Raw genomic sequence first — 24,031 nt, 5'->3', positions numbered from 1 at the left:
GGCGACAGGCAAGAGTGCGACCGGACGAGCAGCATCATGACCCCCGCGTTTTCCCTCGCAACATGCTGTCCAGCACTTCATCCCGGCGAATCCAGCCATGAAACAACGCGGCCGCGAGGTGCGCGAGGATGGTCAGGAAAAACAGATACGCCAGATAGCGATGGGCTTTGCGCAGAAACGCAAACGTCTCGGCATGGGCGGCTACGATGGAAGGCAGACGGATTGAGTTGCCGAGCATCACAGGGTCGCCCGCTGCCGAGATCATCGCCCAGCCAATCAACGGCATCGCCAGCATCAACGCATAGAGCAAGTAGTGAGAGAGCTTGGCCGCCAACACTTGCACCGCAGGCAAATCCGCTGGCAACGGCGGCGTTTGCGTGGTGAAGCGCACGATCAGACGCACGATGACCAATGCCAGAATCGCAATCCCCAGCGGTTTATGGATGTTCAACAACCACTCATGGCGTTCGGACACCGAGGCCACCATGCCCGCGCCGATGAACAACATGGCGATCACCATCACGGCCATCAACCAGTGCAACGCGCGCGCCAGAGGCGAAAAATGCAAGGTAGGCGTACTCATGGCTGTTTCTCCTCGGCAGGCGCGGCTTTCAGTTGATCGACTTCGCCTGTGCGGCGCAGGTATGACGAGGCGTAGGCAGCAGACCGAGCCGCCAGCAACGGATCGTCTGACCCTTCGATGCCGCTCGGCAACACTAGCGGATCGTAGTTGATGTCCCGGCACGCGCCGTCCAGCTGGGCGCTGTCGCTTTCAACCACCAACGTTCCAGCCGTCACGGTCTTGTGCTCCCCGGACCACGCCTTGGACGCATCGTTGGTCGGGTCTTGCGGGTTAGCAAGGGTCAGCACCAGGTTCCAGCGCTGTGGCCCGCTGGCCAGTTTGTCGCTCAAGTCTTGCTGCAAGTAATCCTTGGCGTCCGGGGCCGGTGCATCGCCTTTCGCTTCAGGCACCAGACTCCAGCGCACCGGTTGCCGCTTGCCCTGCGTATCTACCAGCACAAATGCGTTGACGCTGTTGTAGGTCTCCGTCACAAAGCTGGCAGACGGCTTGGCCGTTTTGACCCAGGCCAGAAACGGCTGGGCCTCGGGGTGCGCGGCAAAGAACGCCGGAGGCTTGGACGGATCAGGCTTGCCGGTTTTGGGATCAGGCGCGGTGGCTTTTTGCAGGTCGACGAACGCTTCAGGCGTGCCCACCGGGAACACCGGCATGCTGTTCATCCCGGTGCGCCATTGCTGGCCGTTGGGTTGGGTGAACTGCACCGCGAAGCTGCGGATGGGCGCTGCGCTGTCAGGCGAATACGGATTGCCGGTGGGCAATGCAAGCCGGCCGACGACCGGGGTGCGGCCACTGGCGAACACTTCGGCTTTGGACAGTGTCGCCGCCGCGCCATTGCTCTCGAAATACCCGGCGACGCAGATGCCTTTGGGGTGGTTGCGACGGTAGCCGGGGTGAACGCCGTTGCTGTGTTCGAACACATCGACAACCCGAGCAGGCGTCAAGCGTTGTGGGTCAAGGCTGCCATTCACGTAGGCGAAAGCGCCGGCGGCGATGGCCACCACCAGGCCAATACCGGCGAGGCGAACGAATTTCTCCGAGGGGGTCAAGGGTGGTTTGCGGGGGTACGGCGGCTCACGGTCAATCATCGGTCACACTCCGGGCCTGGGGCCTCTCTGCATTCATGTAGCGGTAGGACGCGGCATACACGCCTTTATTCCATGGCGTGATATTTATTTTGTGTGCGGTGGAATAACTTGCACGGGCGTGCGTCTTTCTGGTCATACGATCCGAGCGATCCCGCCGATCGATCAGGAAATCACCCTATGCATGATGTCGACGATCAATTACGAGAGCTGCTGCCACGAATGCGTCGGTTTGCCGCATCGCTCACCCGTGACCACAGCACGGCCGATGATCTCGTGCAGTCGAGCCTTGAAAAAGCCTTGTCTGCCTGGAGCAGCAAACGCCCGGAAGGCGACCTCCGCGCCTGGCTGTTCTCCATTCTTTATAGGCAATTTCTCGACGCCCATCGACGTTCGCGCCGATACAGTCGCATGCTGGAGCTGTTTACCGGCGGCAAGGAAGATCACCATGAGCCTTCCGTGGAGCGCACCGTGGTCGCGCAAACCACGCTGCAGGCATTCGAACGGCTGAACACCGAGCAACGTGCGCTGTTGCTCTGGGTGTCTGTCGAAGGCTTGAGTTATAACGAAGTGGCGGAAATCCTCGGCGTCCCCGTGGGCACCGTCATGTCCCGCTTGTCTCGCGCGCGCCAGGCTTTGCGCCTGCTCAGCGAAGGCGAAATCACCACCCCTGCTCTGCGGATATTGAAATGATGACATTGCCTCCCAGTGAACGCGACTTGCACGCCTACGTCGATGGGCAGCTCAACGACGCCGACCGGCAGACGATGGAGACGTATCTGGCCACGCAGCCCGAGCTGGCCCAGCAACTGCTGGCCTGGCAGCGGGATGCCCAGAACCTGCGCGCCAGCTTGAGTGGCGAACTGCATCGCCCGGCCAACCCAGACCTGGACCCGGCGTTCATCCGCCAGCGCGTGCGTCGTAGCCGCAGCCGCCAGTTCGCCACCGCGGCAGTGCTGTTGATCGCGGTCGGTGTCGGCGGAATGAGTGGCTGGCAGGCCCGGGAAATGACCCTCGTCAGCGGCGTTCAGCCCATGGCCGACGCCGTGCAGGCCTATCGGATGTTCGCGGTCAACGACAGCATGGCCAGCGACTGGAACACCGACAAGCCGAACAACGCGCAGGTCTGGCTGGACAAGCATTTCGCCCAGGCCAACCGCCTGCCCGATCTGGCGTCAGCCGGATTCAAACCCGTGAGTGGGCGCCTGACCAGCACCGAACAAGGTGCCGCCGCGATGGTGGTGTACAAGGATGACGAAGGACGGACGCTGAGTTTTTACATCCGTCCGCCAGGCCCGAACAATCATTTGCTGGCCCCCGGCACGCGACGGGACGGCGAACTGGAAGCCGATTACTGGTCGGGAGGTGGTTACAACTACGCCGTGGTCAGCCCTGCCGATGACCCTGCTGTCAAGGCTGCGCGACAGGCGTTGCGTCAGCCGATTTGAACAGAGGGCGGTGGGTCAGACAGCCGGTCTGTCACAGATCCACCGCTCAACCCTCCAGGTCGCTCGCACTGCCCCGCAACAATACCTTGTCCTGAATACCCGCCAGGGTGTCCTTGAGCGTCGAAACGCCACGGCCTTGTTTCGCGTCCTTATCCTGTTGCAGCGCCTGTTGCAGCACGCTCAGGAAATTTTGGGTTTTTGACGATGACAACGGCGTCCGCGTGTCGCTCTCCAGGTGCCCCATCACGTATTTGGAAATACGCGTCGACTGGCTTGCGGACTGGCTGACCGACGCCTGCACCAATGCCCCTTTGTCGTAACCGATGTTGGTCTTGCTGCTGGCCTGATCGTTGATCTGGTAATACAGGTAATTCTGCGACGTCGGATCGCGGCTCAGGTCCAGCTTCTGGCCTGCGGTGAGCGCCTTGTGGTAACTGGCAATCAGGCTCGATTGCTGGTTCTGAACAATGCTCCGGTTCAACTGATCCCGGCCTTTGGATTGCGTCGATTGCGACAGGTTGTACGAGAACGCGTCCAGCTCATCAGGGCGTGCCGGGTTGCTGGCCTCGGTCTTCTCGGTGACCGACGCCTTGAAATCGGCCAGGCCCGTCAGCAAGCCGTGATCGGTATCGGTCAAGTCGATGGAGTTGACGGTCTGGGGTGCAGTGGAAGGCCGGGCTCCGGGGTATTGGCTGTGCAGCGTCTTGAACCCGTCTTCGAACAGGGAGAGCAATTGTGCGTCGCCGTCACCGCGTGTCCGGGCGGCTTCAATCTGACTCACGTAGTTTTTAACGGCTTTCGCCTGCTGGTCGCTGTTGCCGATAATGGCGGCATTCTTCAGATCGACCGAAATGTCCAGATTGCCTGACGCACCGCTCATGCGCACTGAACGCTGGTCGGCGTCGGCATTCATGTCGAGGGTCTGGACGCTGCCGTCATTCAGTTTGATGCGGGTGCTCAGCGCCACCGACGAAAACACATTGCTGTCATATTGCGTCAACGCGTCCAGCTTGAGCTGAGGAGGTTTCGCCGTCAGCCCGTCGATGGCCGATTGAAAACCGTCCGCCATCTTGCCCAGCGCGGCGAGTTCGTCGTCGCTCAGGTCGCCACCGCTGACCTGTGCCTGTACCGCCAGCCCGTTTTCGCTGCTGGAAAGGGTCAACTGCACGGTCTTGCCGCTGGCGGTCTTCAGGGTCAGGCTTATGCTGTTGTCGGCGGCACTGCTGTGCAGTTTGTCCTGGGCGGCCGCCAGCTCGGAGGGTTCAAGGGTTCGTCCGGAAGGCGAGCTGATCACCGACTGGGAAATGCCCTTGCCCGTCTGCGCCAGTTGCGCAAGCAGCGTGGCGCCAAGGCCCTGGAAACGGCCCACACCATTCGTCGTGCTGAAGTTGCCCTGCATCGCCAGGGTCACCGAATCCTGCCGCGTGTATTCCCACGCGGGCGGCACATCGGCGTCGGCAATCACACCACGGGCGGTGTAGGTCTGTGCGTTAGTGACGAGGGTGTCCTGCCCCAACATCACGACAGACGAAGGCGATGCGGTGCTCGGGGTCGTCGCCACCGCTGCGGTGGCCACCGGCTGAGTCGCCAGTGTCGGGGTGACCACCAGAGGCTGCGCGGAGGTGATAGAGGAAATCGAAGTCATAGCTGTTCCATGCTCAATTGAGTCGAGTGTGTCCCAGCCGGTTTATCGGCACCACCGCCCCTGACTTTAGGGAATGGGCGGCGCCGCGCCCGTTTTCGGTGCAATCCGAGGTCAGGCCGCGCGCGCCTTGGTCATGCGCTGCATGAGCAACCCGCCCAGGGCCAGTAACGCCAACACGACCACTACGCCCCCGTACACATTGGTCGTGACCACCAGCCCCTCGCTTTTGACCGCCAGCCCGGCGAGCAGCGCCGGGACGCAGAACGCCAGGTAGCTCAACGCCAGAAACGTCGACATCAGCCCCGCCCGTTCATGGGCGTGGGCCAGCGGCAGCAGCAACCGCAACGCCCCCAGGAAGCTGGCGCCAAACCCGATCCCCGCCACCACCGCGCCGCTGAAGAACAGCCACAGCCAGCCCACGTTGACCGCCAGCAGAATCACCGACACGCCCAACGCCAAAAAGCTGCACCCCACCAACAGCGCCAATTGGGGCGGGCGCAGGCGCAGATTCATGATGGAAATCGCCCCGCTGATCGTCAGAGCCGCCACCGCCAAACCACCGTGAAGCACGGATTTCGAGCCGGTCGCGGCGGCGAGCAATGAAGGTGCCAGCGACAGGAAGAACCCGCCCAGCGCCCAGGCGGCGATGTCCGCTGGCAACACCAGCAGCAAGGTACTGCGCGCACGCTGCGGCACATAGAGCCTGGGTTTCAGGGTCTTCAACACACCGGGTTGCGGGCTGACGGTTTCCTGCACGCGCCAGAGGTACAGGATCTGCGCCACGAAGGCCGCCAGCAGGAGAATGAAGGCCAGCAGCAACGGCATTGGCGCGTATTCGACCAGCGCGCTGGTGCCGAGCGCGCCCAACGCCATGCCGAACATCGGCGCAATGCTGTTGATCAACGGGCCCTGATTCTGATCGGTGTCGAGCATCGCCGCGCCCAACGCGCTGCTGGCGATCCCCGTCGCCACCCCTTGCAACACGCGGGCGGCGATCAGCCAACTGACGTCGCTGGCGCCGATGAACAAGAGCATCGACAAGGCCTCCAGCAGCAGAGCGACGAGGATCACTGGACGCCGACCCAAATAGTCTGACAGCGAACCGAACACCAACAACGTCGCCAGCAAACTCAAGGCGTACACCGCAAAAATCAGCGTCAGCAGCGCGGAAGAAAAGCCCCACGCCTGCTGATACACATGGTAAAGCGGCGTCGGGGCACTGGAAGCGGCAAAGAAGCACAGCATCACAAACGCAAAATACCCGAGGTGGCCCCGGCTCCGACCATCGACTTGCGGGTTCTGCATCGATTCAGACACGCGTACACTCTCCCGAAAAAGCACACCATAAAAGCTATTAATTTGCGTTAGAGAGTGTGCGAGCAGAAACCGCTTAAAGCAAATACTTTGTGTTAAGGTCCGATTCATGGCTATCAAAGAAGGCATTCGTACCGGCGGCCGTAGCGCCCGGGTGCAGACATCGATCCACGCCGCCGTGCGCGACTTGCTTGAAGAGCAGGACCGTTCCGCGTTGAGCGTGCCCATGATCGCTGCCCGTGCGGGCGTCACGCCCTCGACCATTTACCGTCGCTGGGGCGATTTGACGTCGCTGCTGGCCGATGCGGCAGTGGAACGTTTGCGCCCCGATGAACCGGTGGATTGCGGCAGTCTGCGCGAGGACCTGCGCACTTGGGTCGAGGTCTACCTCGAAGAAACCAATTCCGCACCGGGCCGCGAAATGATGCGCGACGTGGTCGCCAGCAGCGCAACCCTGTGCTCGGGCAAGTGCCTGAACATGGTCCGTGATCAGTTGCAGATCATCATCGACCGCGCCCACTTGCGCGGCGAGCGCAGCCCGTCCGCCGATGAACTGGTCGATGCCGTCGTGGCGCCCATGGTGTACCGGATTCTCTACGCCGAGTCGGCCCCTACCCTCGAACGCATGCATCAGCTGCTGGATCGCTGCCTCGGTTGAGCGCGACGCTCACGAACTCGCTATCATGACCGGCCCTGAACCACGGGCCTTTTCCCCATGCACACTCTCGCAGACCTGCGCGCCGGCACCCTGGCGGGCAGCAAACGGCTGGACCTCAGCTGCGGCCTCACGGCGTTTCCCGACGAGATTTTCAGCCTCAGCGATTCGCTGGAGGTGTTGAACCTGTCGGACAATCAACTCAGCGAGCTGCCGGCCGATCTGCACCGGCTCAAACACCTCAAGATCCTGTTCTGTTCCAACAACCTGTTTACCCACCTGCCCGAAGCGTTGGGCCAGTGCGAGCATTTGTTTTTCGTCGGCTTCAAGGCGTGCCGGATCACCGAGGTATCGCCCCGCTCGCTGCCACCCCGTCTACGCGCCCTCGTCTTGACGGATAACCGCCTGGAATCACTCCCTGACGAGCTGGGTCGTTTCGAACACTTGCAAAAACTGATGCTGGCCGGAAACCGATTGCGCACTCTGCCCCCGTCACTGGCGGCGTGTCAGCGGCTGGAGCTGGTGCGCATAGCGTCCAACGAGATTCGCCGATTGCCGGACTGGCTGCTGCAGATGCCCGCGCTCGCCTGGCTGGCGTTTTCAGGCAACCCGCTGAACGACATTCACACTGAGGAGCCCATCCGGCAGATTCCCTGGTCAGCGCTGACCTTGCATCAGGTGCTGGGAGAAGGCGCTTCCGGGGTGATTCAGCAGGCTGAATGGCAGCACGACGACGGAGTGATCGAAGAGGTGGCCGTCAAGCTCTATAAGGGCGAGCTGACCAGCGATGGCTCCCCATTGAATGAAATGGCTGCGTGCATTGCCGCCGGTCAGCACCCGAACCTGATTCCCGTCCTGGGGCAAGTGTTCGATCACCCGCAGCAGGCGCGAGGGTTGGTGATGGAGCTGATTTCTCCGCGATTCATCACCCTGGCCCGCCCGCCCAGCCTCGATTCCTGCACACGCGACGTCTACGGCAGCACGCGCTTGAGCCTTACGACGGTGCGGCGCATGGCCCACGGCCTTGCCGACGCCTGCGGGCATTTGCATCGCAAAGGCATCAATCACGGCGACCTGTACGCCCATAACGTCCTCTGGGCGGAACAGGGCGAGAGTCTGCTGGGGGATTTCGGCGCTGCCGCGTTTTATCCCGATGAAACGACAGGCCAGACCCTGGAGCGCATCGAGGTGCGGGCGTTCGGAATATTGCTGGATGAGTTGCTGACGTGTTGCGACGGGGCTGACGAAGAAACGGCTGTGCTGCGGGGGCTGACGGCGCGCTGCGTTCAGCCTGAGGTCATGAAACGACCGGGGTTTGCCGAGGTGCTGGCGCTACTGGATCGCTAGGCAAACATCACCGGCGTGCGGCGGCCTCGGACTCTTCGGAGATGCCGGAGGCACAGCCGCAGTGATGAGGTGGGTCAATCACTCCAATCAGTCACTGACCCACCGTGGTATCAACCGGCCAGACCGACGTACACGTCCTGCACGTCATCGTGGCCGTCAATCGCTTCCAGGAACGCTTCAACTTCGGCCATCTGCTCGTCGCTCAAGCCCGACACCGGGTTTTTCGGGCGGTAGCCGATTTTGGCGGATTCCACAGTGAAGCCTTGTTCTGGCAGCGCCTTGCACACGGCGTCCAGGTCAGTGACTTCGGTGTAGAACAGGGTCACGCCCTCGTCGCCCGGCTCGACGTCCTGCGCACCGGCTTCGATGGCGGCTTCTTCCGGGTCGGCCTTACCGTCGCCCGCCGCTTCGATCATGCCCAGATGATCGAAATCCCACGTGATCGAACCCGCAGCGCCCATTTGCCCCTTGCGGAACAGCACACGGATCTCGGCAACCGTGCGGTTGACGTTATCGGTCAGGCATTCGACGATCACCGGCACCTTGTGCGGCGCGAACCCTTCATAGGTCAGTTTCTCGAAGTGCACGTGCTCGCCCAGTAGGCCAGCGCCCTTTTTGATCGCGCGCTCCAGCGTCTCGCGGGGCATAGAGGCTTTCTTCGCCTGCTCGACCACCAGGCGCAGGCGCGAATTCATGTCGGGATCAGCGCCGGAACGCGCGGCAATCATGATTTCCTTGGACAGCTTGCCAAAAATCTTGCCCTTGGCATTGGCTGCTGCTTCTTTGTGTTTGACCTTCCACTGTGCGCCCATGATTACTCTCTTGTTCCGGTGGCAGTACACCGTCGGGGCCGATCCGGCGTGGCGCGTCGGACCGAAGACGGTGAATGCTGAAAAGGTGAACGATGATGACGCGCCAGGACAGAACGCTGGCGCCCGCCGCATTTTATACGCGCTGGCGTCATATGAAACCCCTGACGTGCTGCCGTCGATCAAACGAGCGCGGATAAGTTTCCCGGAAAACGTCAACACACGGCTCTGGATATGGCGACGCGGCCTGTAGTCCCTTTCTGAAAATACAGAACTGGCCCCTTTGTGGCGCCGCTTTTCGTACCCTCTGCACCCCGAAATTTCACGGTGCCCCACTCGATGCACAAAGACTCGCCAGTGACGATGACCCTGTCCATCGCCAGCCGCCCAAGCGATCTGCTGGTCGTCGGCGTCAAGGGTCGTGATCGACTCAATGCGCCATTTTGCTTCGACATCGACCTTGTGAGCCCTGATCCTGCGCTGGATCTGGCTTCGTTGCGCCAATGCAACGCTGGATTGGAGATCGGCGGCACGCCTGCCCCGCTGCATGGCGTGCATGGGCAGATCAGCGACGCCCGACAACTGTATCGCGGCGCTGACCTCAGCGTGTACCGGCTACGCCTGAGCCCTGCCCTCCAGCAACTGTGCGGCCCGACCCGGCGTCGCGCATTCAACGGGCTGACGGTGCCGCAAATTCTCACGCGGCTGCTGCACGACCACGGCCTGACTGACGGGGCGTTCCGCTTCGATCACTTGATCGGCGTATATCCCCGCCGACCTCATTGCCTGCAATACGACGAAAGCGACCTGCACTTCCTGCAGAGGCTGTGCGAAGAAGAAGGCATTGCCTTTCGCCATGAACACGCTCTTCAACGGCATATCCTGGTGTTTTCCGACGACCCGATGGGTTTCCCGGAAGGGTCGGCGCCCGCCCCGATCGATCACCTCGCCGAGCGACTGTCCGTGCAGGCCAGCTACAGCAGCCATGCGGGCGAGCATTACACGCCCCAGGCCTTTGCACCTCAACACCATTCCGATGCCGACAATCAGCGCCTTTGCGCGGTGCAGAACGCCAATCGCCCCCTCGCACAACAGCAGCAGAAACAGATCAGCGTCCGCCTGCTGGAACGGCTGCGCTGTGAACGGCGGGAAATCAGGGGCCGCAGCCGCTTGCCCTGGTTTCGCGCAGGCCTGGTCGTACGCGTGGACGGACAGCCAGACCCATTGCTCAATGATCAATCGCTGTTGACGGATGTGCGCCACAGCGCCTGGCAACTGGCGCCGTTAAGGGGCTGCACCTCCAACGACGTCATCCATATCTTGCAGGCCATGGCGTCAGAGGGCGCCGCCGACATGGGCGTTGCGCAATGGCTGCTTGTCCCGCCGGGCGCAGACCGGCCAGCGCTGGCGGGCTACGAAAACAGTTTTAGCGTGCTGCCGTGGACAATGCCGTTCAGGCCGTCCATGGAGCACCCAAAACCCATCGTGGCGTCGCTGGAAACCGCCACCCTGATCGACGGACGAGCGGACGAAGCCGGTCGCGTCAGGGTTCGGTATGGATGGCAGACCGAAGGTCCGGCGAGTCCGTTCAGGGACAGCTGGGCACGGGTTGTCGGCAGTCTCTCCGAGCCGCGCGCTGGGATGGCGTTGCGTATTCAGTTTTTCGAAGGTGACCCCGACCAGCCGCTGGTCTGTGGCATGGCCGAGGGACCTGAACGGCATTCGGTCCTTGAGGCAACCACCCGGGACGCTGCGTCGCCATCGACGATACCGCCCGAGCCAGCGCCTGTGCTCGTTGACAGCAAGCAACCCCTGACCCTGCGCGGCGCCCGCGCTACCTTGCACATCAACGAGCACGGCGTCCGGTATACGCCGCACGCCAAGGGAGGCGACGGCATGTGAGGTCAGCCGCCGCTGATCAGCGGTGCTTGAAGCTTGGTTCACGCTTCTCAATGAATGCCGCCATGCCTTCCTTCTGATCCGCGCTGGCAAACGCCGAATGGAACACCCGACGTTCGAAGCGGATGCCCTCGGACAAGCTGACCTCGAACGCGCGATTGACACTTTCCTTGACCATCATCGCCACCGGCAACGACTTGGCGGCGATGCTCTCGGCGACCTTCAGCGCCTCTTCGAGTAATTGCGCTTGAGGCACGATGCGCGCCACCAGTCCGGAACGCTCCGCTTCCTCGGCGTCGATCATGCGCCCGGTCAGACACATTTCCATGGCCTTTGCCTTGCCCACGGCGCGGGTCAGGCGCTGCGTGCCGCCCATGCCCGGAAGCACGCCGAGCTTGATCTCCGGCTGACCGAACCTGGCGTTGTCCGCCGCCAGGATGAAATCGCACATCAGGGCCAGTTCACAGCCGCCCCCCAACGCAAACCCGGACACCGCCGCGATAATCGGCTTGCGGCGATTGGCCACCCGATCGCTGTCGCTGAACAGGTCATCCAGATAGATTTGCGGGTATGTCAGTTCGGCCATTTCCTTGATATCAGCACCGGCGGCAAACGCTTTGGCCGAGCCCGTCAGCACGATGCAGCCAATGTCACGGTCGCGTTCGAGTTCATCCAGCGCGTGATTGAGCTCGCTGATCAACTGCGCATTGAGGGCATTCAGTGCTTGTGGGCGGTTAAGCGTGAGCAACGCAACCCGACCTTTTATTTCCTTCAAGATCGTTTCGTAAGTCATTGTTCTTCATCCCGTTAATCAATAATTGTCGAAGCCAGAAACAGCATTACCCGACTTCAAGCTAAAGCTCTAACCCGTTGAATTCGAACGATTAAACCAGCTCCAGCGCCATGGCCGTTGCTTCGCCGCCACCGATGCAAATGGCGGCCACACCGCGTTGCAATCCCCGCTGTTTCAGCGCCGACAACAGGGTCACCAGAATCCTCGCCCCCGAGGCACCAATCGGATGGCCCAAGGCACAGGCGCCGCCGTTGACGTTCACTTTTTCGTGGGGCAGTTCCAGCTTGCTCATGGTCACCAACGCGACCACGGCAAACGCCTCGTTGATCTCGAACAGGTCCACATCGCTGAGGGACCAGCCGGTTTTGCGCATCAGTTTTTCGATGGCGCCAACCGGTGCGGTCGGAAACAGGTTGGGCTGGTTGGCATACGCCGCATGGCCACGAATCACCGCCAAAGGCTTCAGCCCTCGCCGTTCGGCCTCTGATTGACGCATCAGCGTCAACGCCGCTGCGCCGTCGGAAATTGAACTGGAGTTGGCCGCCGTGACCGTTCCGCCCTCGCGAAAGGCCGGTTTGAGCTGTGGGATCTTGTCCAGCCTGGCTTTCGGCGGTTGCTCGTCCTGGGAGACGGTTTTCTGCTCTTTGCCGACAGTCACCTGCACCGGGACGATTTCAGCGTCGAAATGCCCCTGCTTCATGGCCTCTTGGGCCCGGGTCAGCGAGGCGATGGCGAACGCGTCCTGGGCCTCGCGACTGAAACTGTCGAATGACGCGCAATCCTCGGCGAAGGTGCCCATGAGCCGGCCACGGTCGTAGGCGTCTTCCAGCCCGTCGAGAAACATGTGATCGACGATCTGCCCGTGGCCCATGCGATAACCGCTGCGCGCCTTGTCCAGCAGGTACGGCGCGTTGGACATGCTTTCCATACCGCCAGCGACCACTACCTCGGCGCTGCCCGCCAGCAACAGGTCGTGGCCCATGATCGCCGCTTGCATGCCGGAGCCGCACATCTTGTTCAGCGTCGTGCACAAGGTGCCGTTGCTCAGGCCTGCCCCCAAGGCGGCCTGTCGGGCCGGGGCCTGGCCAAGTCCGGCAGGCAGCACGCAGCCGAACAGCACCTGCTCGACATCCGTAGCCGCTAGCCCCGCACGTTCAACCGCCGCACGGATGGCGGCCGCGCCGAGTTGCGGCGCCGTGAGGCTTTTGAGGTCTCCCTGGAAGCCGCCCATGGGCGTGCGCACGGCGCTGACGATCACCACGGGGTCTTCGTTCTGGGGCTGACGTTGGTTGTGTGGCATGTCGAATGTCCTCGATTAGCGAGCAGCCATGCGCAAGGCACCGTCGAGACGGATCACCTCACCGTTGAGCATGCTGTTTTCGATGATGTGGCGCACCAGGGCGGCGTATTCGTCGGGCTTGCCGAGCCGTGGCGGGAACGGGACGCCTGCGGACAGGCTCTCGCGCACCTGCGGGGTCATGCCGGCCATCATCGGGGTTTCGAAAATGCCGGGGGCGATGGTCATGACCCGGATGCCGAACCGCGCCAGTTCACGGGCGGCGGGTAAGGTCAGGCTGGCGATGGCGCCCTTGGACGCCGCGTAGGCGGCTTGACCAATCTGGCCGTCGAACGCGGCCACGGACGCTGTGTTAACGATCACGCCGCGCTCGCCACCCTCGTCCGCCACGCTCTCGGCGATGGCGGCAGCGGTCAGACGCAGGAGGTTGAAGCTGCCGATCAGGTTGACGTTGATCACCCGGCTGAAACTGTCCAGGCCATGGGGCCCTTCCTTGCCGAGGATTTTTTCCGCGCCGACGATGCCCGCACAATTGATCAGGCCATTGATCTGGCCGAACTCAGCCAGCGCCGTGTCCACCGCCGCCTGCGCAGCGGCCTCATTCGTGATGTCGGTGACACTGGCCCGAGCATTGACGCCGAGCACGTGCAGTTGGGTGTCCAGCGCCTGGCCATTGACGTCCACCAGCATGACCTTCGCGCCCGCCTCGATCAGCATCTGCGCGGTCGCCGCGCCCAGACCCGATGCGCCGCCGCTGACCAGAAATACCTTGCCTTCGATCTGCATGATTGTGCCGTCCTTCACTTCTTATTGTTCGAGTGACGAAATACTCCGCTCTGTCCCGGCAATGGGCAATAGTCAAAGCGCGCAGCCGCGATGACGGTTTTGGACAGTGCGTGACGTCACGCCGTCGCTCACGCCTTGCGCTGCAGCACCGCCTCACCGGATTCGGAGGACAGCCGCCGGTTATCCAGTAACGCCAGCAATGCGATCAGCGCCACCCCGACGAACGTCAGCTGAAAGTCCGCCGTCTGCGCCTGACCGTCGTTGCCGTGCAGATACATCGAGCCGCGCAGCAGCAACGCGCCGATGGCCACCCCCACGCCCATGCTCAGCTGGAAAAACATGCTGAACATCGTCGATGCGTCGCTCATCTGCGGCTTCGGCACGTCGGCGAACCCCAGGGTGTTGAAGGCCGTGAACTGCATCGACCGCGACAGGCCGCCCACAAACAGGATGAACAGGATCAAGCCCCAGCTCATACGCTCGTCGAGCAACGCACAGGCCGCGATGGCCAGCACACCGATCACCCCGTTGCCCATCAGCACGGCGCGAAAGCCCCAGCGCTGCATGATCGGGCTGGTGAAGGGCTTCATCGCCAGGTTCCCCGCGAACACGCCCAACACCAATAGCCCCGAATCGAACGCCGACAGGCCAAAGCCCAGTTGAAACATCAATGGCAACAGGAACGGCAAGGTGCTGATAGCGATGCGAAACAGCGAGCCGCCGAAGAGGCTGACGCTGAACGTGCGGATGCCGACCACATTGACGTTCAACAGCGGTTCGGCCCGCTTGCGCATGTGTGCCCAGGCCAGCACGGCGCTGACCAGGCCGATGGCCGTCACCAGCAGCCCGGGCCAATGGCTGCCACGGGCCTGCCCAAGCATCTCCATGCCGTACAGCAACGCCATGCACGCCATCCCTACCAGCACGAAACCGGGAAAGTCGAACGCCCGCGGGCTGACGTCATTGCGTCGAGGGATCAAGACCCAGGTGGCAATCAAGGCCAGCGCGCCCAGTGGCAGATTGAGGTAGAAAATCCACGGCCATGAGGCATGCGTGACGATGAAGCCGCCCAAAGGCGGCCCGAGAATGGGCGCTACGAGGCCTGGCCAGGTGATCAGAGAAATGGCGCGGACCAGGTCCTTTTTCTCCGTGGCACGCATGACGGCCAGTCGTCCGACCGGGACCATCATCGCGCCGCTGATGCCCTGCAGCACCCGCGCCGCGACGAATGCCTCCAGCCCTGTGCTCAACCCGCAGAGCAACGAAGACAGCGTGAACAGTACGATGGCGCCGCCGAACACCAGCCGCGAGCCCAGCCGATCCGCCAGCCAGCCGCTGATGGGAATGAAGGCCGCGATGGCCAGCATGTAGGCGCTCATGCCGATGTTCAGGTCGACTGCCGCCACACCAAACGTTTTCGCCATTTGCGGCAAGGCCGTGGCGATCACTGTCGCGTCGAGGTTTTCCATGAAAAACGTGACCGCCACCAACAGCGCGATCAGGGTGGATTGGCGTTGCGACATCGGCACCGGTCCTTGAATGGGCAGTGCTCTAGCGTAGCGGTTTCAGGGCGTCACGCGCAGAGGAAATTGGCCTCAGTGGCGGCAAACGGCGTCATGGTTTGAGATACCGCATCACCGAATCGCTCACCATTGCCCTGTGCCGGGCCTTGATGTGCGGGTCTTCCAGCTCGATCTGGAAAATCTCCGAAAAAGTGTGGCGGTTCGACACGCGGTAGAAACAGAACGAACTGAGCAACATGTGCAGATCGACCGCCTGTACACCTTCGCGAAACACGCCTTCTTTTTCTCCACGCCGCAACGTCTCGTCCAGCGCTTGCAGCACATGCTGGCTCAGCGCCCGAATGGTCGGAGACTGTTTGACGTTTTCGCCATTGTGGATGTTCTCGATGCAGACGATGCGCACGAAATCGACGTTGCGGTCGTGGTGATCGAAGGTGAATTCGACCAGACGCTGAATCGCCTCCATGGGCGGCAGAACGTCGAGTTTCAGGCTGCTTTCGGTGTGGCGGATGTCGCCGTACAACTTCTCCAGCACTTCGCTGTACAGCTGTTCCTTGCTGTTGAAGTAGTAATAAATCATCCGTTTGGAGGTTTGCGTACGTTCGGCAATGGCGTCGACCCGCGCACCTGAAAGGCCTTGGGCGACGAATTCAGCGACGGCGGCCTGGAGGATGCCGTCGCGGGTTTTTTCCGGATTGTTCTTGCGGCCCTTGCGTGGCGACTCTACGGACGCTTCGACAAGAGTGTCGTCGACAGTTTTCATGCTTGGCTCACGACCACGGTGGAATCCGCCGATTATGAGCCGCAGCGCCGCGTTACGGAAGCGGCATATGCCAGCATGCGCGTCGTCTGTCACAACCTCGCTTGCCGTGGCGTGCCTTTTCGTGAAGCGGCCATGGCTGCCAGACGCACCGCCACGTTGGCTGCGCCATAACCGGCGTAGCCATTTTTGCGTTGCAGTAATTCGAAGAAAAATCGATCGTCGAACGCCTCGGTGTACACATGAAACAGCTCACCGCCCTTGGCATCGCGGTCATACAGCACGTTGTAATAGGCCAATTCACTCAGAAATTCGTCGTCGAAATCGAAGCGGGCCGCCAGGTCGTCGTAATAATTGAGGGGAATGTCCAGCAATTGCACACCGGCTTCTTTCGCCCGCGCCACCTGCGTGAAAATGTCCTCGCAGGCGAAGGCGATGTGGTGCACACCGGAGCCGCGATAATTCGACAGGGCATGTGAAATCGCCGTATTACGGTTCTCGGAGATGTTCAGCGGCAGGCGCACGGTGCTGCAACGGCTGCGCAACGCACGGCTTTTCACCAGACCGTAGGGGTCCGGGAGCACCACTTCGTCGTCGGCCTCGAAATCCAGCAGGCTCTTGTAGAACAGTACCCACGTGTCGAGGCTGTCCGCCGGGAGCGCCATGGCCATGTGGTCGATGCGTTGCAGACCACCGGTAACGGGGGCGTCCGAGTGAATGTTGAAATCACTGTCGTAGATCGACTGGCCGGGCGGGGCTGGCTCTACCAGATAAATCAGGCTGCCATCCGGCGCGCGCACGGCGGGAATCTCTCGCTCGTTCGGTCCGACCAGTCCACGGTACGGCTGCCCCTTGAACTGACGGGCGCGCTCTAGCGCCGCGCTGCCATTTTCAACGCGCAACGCCGTGGCGCACAGCGACGGGCCGTGGGATTCGAAAAAACTGTGGGCGAACGAATAAGGTTCGGCATTGAGCACGATCTTGATATCGCCCTGCCCCAACAGGCGGACAGCCTTCGAGCGGTGCTGACCCAATTGGGCGAAGCCGAGGCCCTGCAACCAACTGCCCAAACGGGCGCCGTGCGCCTCATCGACCGCAAATTCAAGAAATTCAACGCCGTCGTACGCACTGGCTTTCGGCGGGTTGAACAACAACCCGGGCGAAACAGGCCGCGCCTCCTCGGCCAGCCGCTCGCGGGTTTTTTCTTCCAGGTAAAGCAACGAACGCAGGCCGTCCGCCGCATTGGCCCGAGGGGGCGCAGCACGAAAACCATCATTGAAGATTTCCAGCGACAATGGCCCGGTGTAACCGCTGCGCAGGATCGGGGCGAGAAAACCCGGCAGGTCAAACTCACCCTGGCCAGGAAAGCAGCGAAAATGCCGACTCCACTCCAGTACGTCCATGGCCAGCAAAGGCGCGTCGGCCATTTGCACGAAGAAAATCTTGTCAACGGGGATATCAGCAATGGCGCCTGGATCGCCCTTCAACGACAGCGTGTGAAAGCTGTCCAGCAACACCCCCAGGGCCGGGTGATTGACCTGACGCACCAGGTTCCACACCTGCTGCCAAGTGTTGATATGCCGGCCCCAGGCAAGTCCCTCGTAGCCCACGCGCAACTGCCGCGCACCGGCCCGTTCGGCCAATAGCGCCAAGTCGTCCAGCAGGAGGTTTTCGTCTCCGAGGGAATCGCTCGCGGTGTTACTGCACACCAACACCAGGTCAGTGCCCAGCGCTTGCATCAGATCGAACTTGCGTTCGGCCCGGTCCACGTTGCGTTGCAAGCGGTCGCGTCGGCAGCCTTCGAAGTCGCGAAACGGCTGAAACAAAGTGATCGCGATGCCCAGATCCGCGCACATCTGCCGCACGGTGCGCGGGCTGCCGTCGTAGTACAGCAGGTCATTTTCAAAGATTTCCACGCCGTCGAACCCGGCGGCGGCAATGGCTTCCAGCTTTTCGGGGAGGGTCCCGCTCAGGGAAACGGTGGCAATCGAACGCTGCATAAACTGACTCCAGAATGAACGCACCCAAGAGACAGCGCCTGGCTGATGCTTCGGTGTCAGACCGATTATTCTTCGCCCGTCCTGTCAGTGCAATTTAAATGTACGTACTGGTTAGTTTTGTGTTCGATAATCGCCCAAAAGCGGTTTACCTCAATTGACGCTCCTGCCCATGATCTCCACCATCGTTTGCACATTGTCGGACAAAGGCTGCCTCTGCCTACGTGTGAACCCCTTGCTGCGCCGCATTGACGCCGCCATCGCCGACAAAACCATAACAATTCCAAGACAGGTTAAATGCTCATGCGCTCCTACCCCGCTTCGTCTGCGCCGGTCGCAGCCAGCTCCCCGGACACTCACGTGACCCCTCATGCCGGGATCGGCGACAAAGTCCGAGGCGCGCTCGCCGTCGGCAAAACCCGCTGGGGCATGCTTGCGCTGGTGTTCCTCGCCACCACCCTCAACTACATCGACCGCGCCGCGCTGGGCGTCATGCAGCCCATTCTGGCCGTGCAAATGCGTTGGACGGCCATGGATTACGCCAACATCAATTTCTGGTTTCAGGTGGGCTACGCCATCGGTTTCCTGTTGCAAGGCCGGTTCATCGACCGCGTCGGTGTGAAACGGGCATTTTTCCTCGCCGTGCTGCTCTGGAGTTTTGCCACCGGCGCGCACGGCCTGGCGACATCGGCGGCGGGCTTCATGGTCTGCCGGTTCATTCTCGGGCTGACCGAAGCGGCCAACTACCCGGCCTGCGTCAAAACCACACGGCTCTGGTTCCCGGCGGGAGAGCGGGCCGTCGCAACGGGCATTTTCAACGCAGGCACCAACGTTGGCGCGATGATCACCCCGGCCCTGCTGCCGCTGATTCTGTCGGTCTGGGGCTGGCAGGCGGTGTTCATGTGCATGAGCGTCCTGGGCCTGACCTGGGTGATCACCTGGCGCTTGAAATACTTCAATCCCGAAGACCACCCCACTGTTCGTGAAAGCGAGCGGGCCTACATCCATCAGGGTCACGAGCCCGAGGTGGTGACGGAGAAAGTCCCGCTCTCGACGATCCTGAAAATGCGTGGCACCTGGGCATTCGCACTGGCGTACGCGATGACCGCGCCGGTGTTCTGGTTCTACCTGTATTGGCTGCCGCCGTTTCTGAACCAGCAATACCACCTGGGCATCAGCGTGACGGAAATGGGTCTGCCATTGATGCTGATCTGGCTGACGGCGGATTTTGGCAGCATCGGCGGTGGTGTGCTGTCGTCGTGGCTGATTGGCCGGGGCGTGCGTCCGATGACGGCGCGTCTGGTGTCGATGCTGATCTTCGCGCTGACGATCATTTGCGTGGTGTTTGCGGCCAACGCGAGCGGGCTGTGGATCGCGGTGGCGGCGATCGCCTTGGCCGTGGGGGCGCATCAGGCATGGACAGCGAACATCTGGACCCTGGTCATGGATTACACACCCCCGCACATGGTGAGCACGGTGTTCGGGTTTGGCGGGATGTGCGCGTCGATCGGCGGGATGTTCATGACCCAGATCGTCGGGGCCGTGCTGACGGCGACCCATAACAATTACAACGTGGTGTTTACGTTGATTCCGGCGATGTATTTTCTGGCGCTGGTGTGGATGTTCTTCATGGCGCCGCGTGACGTGAAAGCAAGCGCTGCCTGATGGTCAGCGATGCGGATGGGTCAAGCGGCACTCTGAACCGCCCCCCGCATCGCGCCGTGGTAAGCGCCCTACCCGCCTGTCCTGCGCTGCTGCCAGGCAGCCGCCAGGCCGCTCAAACAGATAATCGCAATCCCCGCTTGCGCCGTCAGCGACGGCGCGTGGTTGAACACCAGATACCCCCACAGCCCCGCGAACACGATCTGGCAGTAGCCGAACGGCGCCAGCAACGCGGGTGCCGCGAACCGGAAAGCCTGGGTCAGCAGCAAATGCGCGACCATCCCGCAGGTCCCCAGCGCCAGCATGAATGGAATGTGTATCCACTGCGGCGATTGCCAGAAAAACGGCACGATGGCGCTCATCAGCAGGCTATTGAACAGCCCCGCAAAGAAATTGCTCGTGGTCGGGCTGTCATGGGCGGCAACCAGCCGGGTGAGCAATTGATAACACGCAAAACACAACGCGGAGCCCAGCGGCAGCAGTACGGCGGGGGTGAACAGTTCGCCGCCCGGATGAACGATCACCATCACCCCGCCAAACCCGACCAGCACGGCTATCCACTGACCTCGCGACACCTGTTCCTTGAGCAGCGGCACCGACAAGGCCGTCACCAGCAAGGGCGCCAGGAAGTTCACGGCCGTGGCTTCGGCAATCGGGATGAACATCAGTCCGCTGGTGAATAACAGACTCGTGCCCAACAGGCATGCCGCCCGCAGCGCTTGAAGCCCCGGCCGCTTGGTCCGTAATACGCGCAGCCCTGCGGACGGCATGAAAATGCAGGCCATCAACGCGGTGTGCACGACATAACGCACCCAGACCACCATCATGATCGGGTAAATGCCGGAGAGGTATTTGGACAGGGTGTCGTGACTGGAAAACAGGAAGGTCGCCAGGACAATCAGTGCGATGCCCTTGAGTGGCTGGTTGACGCCGGAGAGCGGCGTACGGGTGGTGCTCATCAGGTTTCCTTTGGCCTTGCGGAAGCGGGTAGTCGACCGACCATCGCTGCGAGTCTGGAGCTAGACACGCAGAGAATATAGAAGCTGTCGTCAGATAACCAAAGAAACCTCAAGGATGACGTCGTTTTTGTCGCGCCCGGCGTCGCACGTCGGACGCTGTAAGCAGCACAGGGTGCGCAAGCGAGCGCCCCCATTTACCCCGCTCGCACCGCTCGCAACGCTCACTCCTGCAACGACTCAACCCCCAGTTCGTCCCACACGGCTTCTGCCAGATGAAAACTCGCGTTGGCTGCCGGTATGCCGCAATAGATAGCGCTTTGCATCAACACTTCCTTGATCTCGTCGCGGGTCACGCCATTGTTTTTTGCGGCACGCAGATGCAGGCGCAGTTCGCCCTCGCGGTTCATGCCGATCAGCATGGCGATGGTGATCAGGCTGCGGGTATGGCGTGGCAAGCCGGGGCGGGTCCAGATGTCGCCCCAGGCATGGCGGGTGATCATTTCCTGAAACTCGCCGTTGAACGGCGTGAGTTTCTCCAGACTGCGGTCGACGTGGGCGTCGCCCAAGACTTCACGGCGTACGCTCATGCCGGCTTCGTAACGGTGTTTCTCGTCCATTTGCGATCCTGTCGATTCAACGAAGATTGAAAGCCTGGTGATCGGCCACCGCGCGCTTGACCCAGCGCCGCGACTGCCCCAGGTAACGGGTGGGGTCGAGCAGATTATCCAGCGCCTGCGGCGACAGCTGTTCGCTGACCGCCGGATCGGCGCCCATTATGACGCGCAACGGTTGACCCTGGTCCACCGCCCGGCGACAGCATTGCTCGATCAGGTGATGGGCCCTGTCTCGCCCCACGCGTCCGGCCAGCGCAATGCTCACCGCTTCCGCCAACACCAGCCCTTGGGTCAGCGCCAGGTTGTGGGCCATCCGCTCGGCATCCACCTCAAGGCCGGGAATGACCGCCAGCGCCTGTTGCAACGACCCGGACACGAGGCAGCAAAGCTCCGGCAGTGTTTCCCATTCGGCGTGCCACAAACCCAGGCTGCGCTCATGCTCCTGTGGCATGGCACTGAGCAACGTGGCCACCAACCCCGGCGCACGGGTGGCGGCGGCGATCATCACCGCAGCCCCTACCGGGTTGCGTTTGTGGGGCATGGTGGATGAACCACCCTTGCCCGCCGCTGCCGGTTCGAACACCTCACCGGTTTCGGTCTGCATCAGAAGGCTCACGTCCCGCCCGATCTTGCCCAGGCTGCCCGCCATCAGTCCCAACAGGCTGGCGAACTCCACCAACCGGTCGCGCTGGGTGTGCCACGGCTGATCGGGCAGGTTCAGTTTCAGTTCCCTGGCCAAGGCTTCGGCGATGGGAAAGGCCATGTCGCCCAGCGCCGCCAGACTCCCCGACGCGCCCCCGAATTGCACGCACAGCACCCGCGGTTTCAGCTCTTTGAGACGCTGACGATGGCGAGTCACCGCCCCCAGCCATCCGGCGATTTTCGCGCCAAGGGTGACCGGAGTCGCCTGTTGCAGCCAGGTGCGCCCCGCCATCGGGACGTTGGCATGCCGCTGGGCCTGTTGCGCCAACGCTTCCGCGAGGTTGGCCAACGCCTGCTCCAACAGACCGATCGCGCTGCGCAGTTGCAGCACCAGCCCACTGTCCATCGCGTCCTGACTGGTGGCGCCCATGTGCACGTAACGCTCGGCGGTGGGGTTGCGCGTGGCAACTTGCTTGCCCAGCGCTTTCACCAACGGAATAGCGGAGTTGCCCGCGTCGCCGATGGCAACGGCCAGCGCATCGAAGTCGTACAGCGATGCATCACACGCCGCGACGATATCGGCCACGACGTCGGTCGGGATCGCGCCGACCGTGGCCTCGGCTTTGGCCAGCGCGGCTTCGAAATCGAGCATGCCTTGCACGCGGCCCTGATCGGAAAAGACCTCGCGCATGGTGTGTTGAGTGAAATAACGGTCGAAAAGCTGATTGCCGGATCTGTTCAACGTACTGCTCCTGACGGCTCGTCCATACAGTTCATGCGGTCACGCGGTCAGAAATCGAAGAACACAGTCTCATCTTCGCCCTGCACACGGATGTCGAAACGATAGGCGACTTTGCCGTCCACGGTGCAGCGTTTCGCAATCAATGTCTGACGACGAACCGGTTGCTCAATCAGGTTGAGCACCGGGTCCAGCGTGTTGCTGGCCGCTTCGTCATCGAAATACAGCCGCGTGTGCAGGTGAATATTGATACCACGAGCGAACAGCGACAGGTTCACATGGGGTGCCATGGGCAGCCCCGCCGCGTTGCGTACGACGCCCGGTTTAACGGTTCTGGCCAGCCACTCGCCTTCGTCGCTGGTCGCCGTGCGGCCAAAGCTGTTGAAGGGCTTGTTCAGGTCGAAATCCGTCTCGTACACGCCGTCGGCGTTGGCTTGCCACAGTTCCAGAAACGAATCGCGAATCAGGTGACCGTTGCCGTCGTAGACGTGGCCCAGCAGCAGGATGTGCTCGCCGGGGGCGCCCGGCCTGGCCATCTCGTTCCAGACTTCCTGCTCCCGAGGCGGGTTGCCCGCGGCGGCCAGCGCCAGGCCGATGTGAACGTAGGGGCCAGCGGTCTGTGAAGGGGTTTCCGGCAGAATATGAACGGGCATGTCAGCCTCCTCAGACGTTTTCGAAGTGGGTCTTGCGCTGGCCGCGCAGCACGATGTCGAAGCGGTACGCCAGACAATCCATCGGATTGGCCATGCTCATGTCGAGCCTGGCGATGAGGCCTTGCACCGCCTCCGGGTTAGCGATGGCTTTGACAATGGGGCACAGGGGAATCAACGGATCGCCTTCGAAATACAGCTGTGTGATCAGCCGGGTGGCTATCGACGGGCCGCTGACGGAGACATGAATGTGCGCGGGACGCCAGTCGTTGGGGCCATTGCGCCAAGGGTACGGGCCGGGCTTGACGGTGCGGAAGCAGTAATGGCCGTCGCGGTCGGTGAAGCAACGACCCACGCCGCCGAAATTGGGGTCCAGCGGCGCCAGATAGGCGTCTTTTTTGTGCCGATAACGACCACCGGCATTGGCTTGCCACATTTCCACCAGCGTGTGCGGCACGGGCTGGCCGTACTGATCGATGACCCGACCGGCAACGATGATGCGCTCACCGATGGGCAGGCCGCCGTGGTTGAAGTTGAGCAGCAGATCCGCGTCATGACGCCCGAATTGCAAACGTGTGAAATCGGGGCCACTGGTTTCCGACATCGACTGGGGAATGCTCACCAGTGCCTGACGCGGCGAGCGCAGAATCGATGTCTTGTAATCGGGGGTCAGTGCCTTGGGGTGCCAATGACGGTCGCGGGTGGCGAAACGGCTGTCGTGCAGGTCGGACATGCCAGTCTCCTTGTTGTCGTTATGGGAGGTTCGCGCCTGCCGGATGACCCGCAGGCACCGGCGCAGTGTCCCGCAGCGACGTCCTCGACAACATTGA

At 62.0% G+C, this 24,031-nt stretch carries 22 protein-coding genes; 6 read left to right on the top strand and 16 right to left on the bottom strand.

Annotated elements, in window-relative coordinates:
* Positions 1-34: 34 nt before the first annotated feature.
* Together ACIQAL_RS18945 and ACIQAL_RS18940 are read right to left on the bottom strand one after the other, a co-directional pair.
* Complete coding sequence (locus ACIQAL_RS18945; protein ID WP_401148219.1) at positions 35-583, bottom strand: cytochrome b; 549 nt, start codon at positions 581-583, stop codon at positions 35-37.
* On the bottom strand, positions 580-1,665 hold the full coding sequence (locus ACIQAL_RS18940; RefSeq protein ID WP_401148216.1) for a catalase family peroxidase: 1,086 nt from the start codon (positions 1,663-1,665) through the stop codon (positions 580-582). The genes ACIQAL_RS18945 and ACIQAL_RS18940 overlap by 4 nt, the downstream gene beginning before the upstream one ends.
* A 177-nt stretch (positions 1,666-1,842) precedes the next feature.
* Here ACIQAL_RS18940 and ACIQAL_RS18935 point away from each other — a divergent pair, with 177 nt between their 5' ends.
* Together ACIQAL_RS18935 and ACIQAL_RS18930 are read left to right on the top strand one after the other, a co-directional pair.
* A complete protein-coding gene (locus tag ACIQAL_RS18935; RefSeq protein ID WP_341957849.1) occupies positions 1,843-2,355 on the top strand; it encodes a sigma-70 family RNA polymerase sigma factor in 513 nt (170 codons plus the stop codon).
* The gene (locus tag ACIQAL_RS18930; RefSeq protein WP_401148214.1) at positions 2,352-3,110 is read left to right on the top strand and encodes an anti-sigma factor family protein; all 759 of its coding nucleotides are present in this window, start codon (positions 2,352-2,354) and stop codon (positions 3,108-3,110) included. Before ACIQAL_RS18935 ends, ACIQAL_RS18930 begins: the two co-directional genes overlap by 4 nt.
* A gap of 46 nt (positions 3,111-3,156) precedes the next feature.
* Here ACIQAL_RS18930 and ACIQAL_RS18925 read toward each other — a convergent pair whose 3' ends face one another.
* Together ACIQAL_RS18925 and ACIQAL_RS18920 are read right to left on the bottom strand one after the other, a co-directional pair.
* Positions 3,157-4,755 (bottom strand): lactate dehydrogenase, encoded by a 1,599-nt coding sequence (locus ACIQAL_RS18925; RefSeq protein WP_401148211.1) that lies wholly within the window; start codon positions 4,753-4,755, stop codon positions 3,157-3,159.
* A gap of 111 nt (positions 4,756-4,866) precedes the next feature.
* Positions 4,867-6,060, bottom strand: coding sequence for an MFS transporter (locus ACIQAL_RS18920; protein WP_401148586.1), 1,194 nt, complete (start codon positions 6,058-6,060; stop codon positions 4,867-4,869).
* Positions 6,061-6,178: 118 nt separating this feature from the next.
* On the opposite strand from ACIQAL_RS18920, the gene ACIQAL_RS18915 reads away from it, so the two are divergent.
* Together ACIQAL_RS18915 and ACIQAL_RS18910 are read left to right on the top strand one after the other, a co-directional pair.
* Positions 6,179-6,727, top strand: coding sequence for a TetR/AcrR family transcriptional regulator (locus ACIQAL_RS18915; protein ID WP_166594439.1), 549 nt, complete (start codon positions 6,179-6,181; stop codon positions 6,725-6,727).
* A 57-nt stretch (positions 6,728-6,784) separates the two neighbouring features.
* The gene (locus tag ACIQAL_RS18910; protein ID WP_401148208.1) at positions 6,785-8,071 is read left to right on the top strand and encodes a leucine-rich repeat-containing protein kinase family protein; all 1,287 of its coding nucleotides are present in this window, start codon (positions 6,785-6,787) and stop codon (positions 8,069-8,071) included.
* Positions 8,072-8,181: 110 nt separating this feature from the next.
* Here ACIQAL_RS18910 and ACIQAL_RS18905 read toward each other — a convergent pair whose 3' ends face one another.
* The gene (locus tag ACIQAL_RS18905; RefSeq protein ID WP_401148206.1) at positions 8,182-8,883 is read right to left on the bottom strand and encodes a YebC/PmpR family DNA-binding transcriptional regulator; all 702 of its coding nucleotides are present in this window, start codon (positions 8,881-8,883) and stop codon (positions 8,182-8,184) included.
* A gap of 336 nt (positions 8,884-9,219) precedes the next feature.
* On the opposite strand from ACIQAL_RS18905, the gene ACIQAL_RS18900 reads away from it, so the two are divergent.
* Positions 9,220-10,782, top strand: a complete 1,563-nt coding sequence (locus ACIQAL_RS18900) for a type VI secretion system Vgr family protein (RefSeq protein ID WP_401148205.1) — start codon at positions 9,220-9,222, stop codon at positions 10,780-10,782.
* Positions 10,783-10,798: 16 nt separating this feature from the next.
* On the opposite strand, the gene ACIQAL_RS18895 is transcribed toward ACIQAL_RS18900, so the two are convergent.
* The 6 genes from ACIQAL_RS18895 to quiC form a co-directional block, all read right to left on the bottom strand.
* A complete protein-coding gene (locus tag ACIQAL_RS18895; RefSeq protein ID WP_401148203.1) occupies positions 10,799-11,572 on the bottom strand; it encodes an enoyl-CoA hydratase in 774 nt (257 codons plus the stop codon).
* Positions 11,573-11,663: 91 nt separating this feature from the next.
* Positions 11,664-12,872, bottom strand: a complete 1,209-nt coding sequence (locus ACIQAL_RS18890; RefSeq protein WP_401148201.1) for an acetyl-CoA C-acyltransferase — start codon at positions 12,870-12,872, stop codon at positions 11,664-11,666.
* A gap of 15 nt (positions 12,873-12,887) precedes the next feature.
* Complete coding sequence (locus ACIQAL_RS18885) at positions 12,888-13,655, bottom strand: SDR family NAD(P)-dependent oxidoreductase (protein ID WP_401148199.1); 768 nt, start codon at positions 13,653-13,655, stop codon at positions 12,888-12,890.
* Positions 13,656-13,783: 128 nt separating this feature from the next.
* Entirely contained in the window at positions 13,784-15,178 is a 1,395-nt protein-coding gene (locus ACIQAL_RS18880) for an MFS transporter (RefSeq protein ID WP_401148196.1), read from the bottom strand.
* 91 nt (positions 15,179-15,269) lie between these two features.
* The gene (locus ACIQAL_RS18875; RefSeq protein WP_341957831.1) at positions 15,270-15,941 is read right to left on the bottom strand and encodes a TetR/AcrR family transcriptional regulator; all 672 of its coding nucleotides are present in this window, start codon (positions 15,939-15,941) and stop codon (positions 15,270-15,272) included.
* 89 nt (positions 15,942-16,030) lie between these two features.
* Entirely contained in the window at positions 16,031-17,938 is a 1,908-nt protein-coding gene (gene quiC / locus ACIQAL_RS18870; protein WP_401148195.1) for a 3-dehydroshikimate dehydratase QuiC, read from the bottom strand.
* A 294-nt stretch (positions 17,939-18,232) separates the two neighbouring features.
* Here quiC and ACIQAL_RS18865 point away from each other — a divergent pair, with 294 nt between their 5' ends.
* The gene (locus tag ACIQAL_RS18865; protein WP_401148194.1) at positions 18,233-19,600 is read left to right on the top strand and encodes an MFS transporter; all 1,368 of its coding nucleotides are present in this window, start codon (positions 18,233-18,235) and stop codon (positions 19,598-19,600) included.
* A 68-nt stretch (positions 19,601-19,668) separates the two neighbouring features.
* On the opposite strand, the gene ACIQAL_RS18860 is transcribed toward ACIQAL_RS18865, so the two are convergent.
* The 5 genes from ACIQAL_RS18860 to pcaH all read right to left on the bottom strand — a co-directional run bounded on the left by ACIQAL_RS18860 (position 19,669) and on the right by pcaH (position 23,934).
* Positions 19,669-20,556 (bottom strand): DMT family transporter, encoded by an 888-nt coding sequence (locus ACIQAL_RS18860; protein WP_341957828.1) that lies wholly within the window; start codon positions 20,554-20,556, stop codon positions 19,669-19,671.
* A 221-nt stretch (positions 20,557-20,777) separates the two neighbouring features.
* Positions 20,778-21,173 carry a 4-carboxymuconolactone decarboxylase gene (gene pcaC, locus ACIQAL_RS18855; protein ID WP_166594427.1) on the bottom strand — a complete coding sequence of 132 codons (396 nt, stop codon included), beginning with the start codon at positions 21,171-21,173 and terminating at the stop codon, positions 20,778-20,780.
* A 16-nt stretch (positions 21,174-21,189) separates the two neighbouring features.
* On the bottom strand, positions 21,190-22,554 hold the full coding sequence (locus ACIQAL_RS18850) for a 3-carboxy-cis,cis-muconate cycloisomerase (RefSeq protein ID WP_401148191.1): 1,365 nt from the start codon (positions 22,552-22,554) through the stop codon (positions 21,190-21,192).
* Positions 22,555-22,601: 47 nt separating this feature from the next.
* Complete coding sequence (gene pcaG / locus ACIQAL_RS18845; protein ID WP_401148188.1) at positions 22,602-23,204, bottom strand: protocatechuate 3,4-dioxygenase subunit alpha; 603 nt, start codon at positions 23,202-23,204, stop codon at positions 22,602-22,604.
* Positions 23,205-23,214: 10 nt separating this feature from the next.
* The gene (gene pcaH / locus ACIQAL_RS18840) at positions 23,215-23,934 is read right to left on the bottom strand and encodes a protocatechuate 3,4-dioxygenase subunit beta (protein ID WP_401148185.1); all 720 of its coding nucleotides are present in this window, start codon (positions 23,932-23,934) and stop codon (positions 23,215-23,217) included.
* Positions 23,935-24,031 lie beyond the last annotated feature (97 nt).

The sequence above is a fragment of the Pseudomonas sp. NPDC088368 genome (assembly GCF_044753445.1).
Classification (GTDB): domain Bacteria; phylum Pseudomonadota; class Gammaproteobacteria; order Pseudomonadales; family Pseudomonadaceae; genus Aquipseudomonas; species Aquipseudomonas bambusae.
Note: the sequence above shows the minus strand (reverse complement) of the source record. Positions and strands in the feature narration are given on the sequence as shown.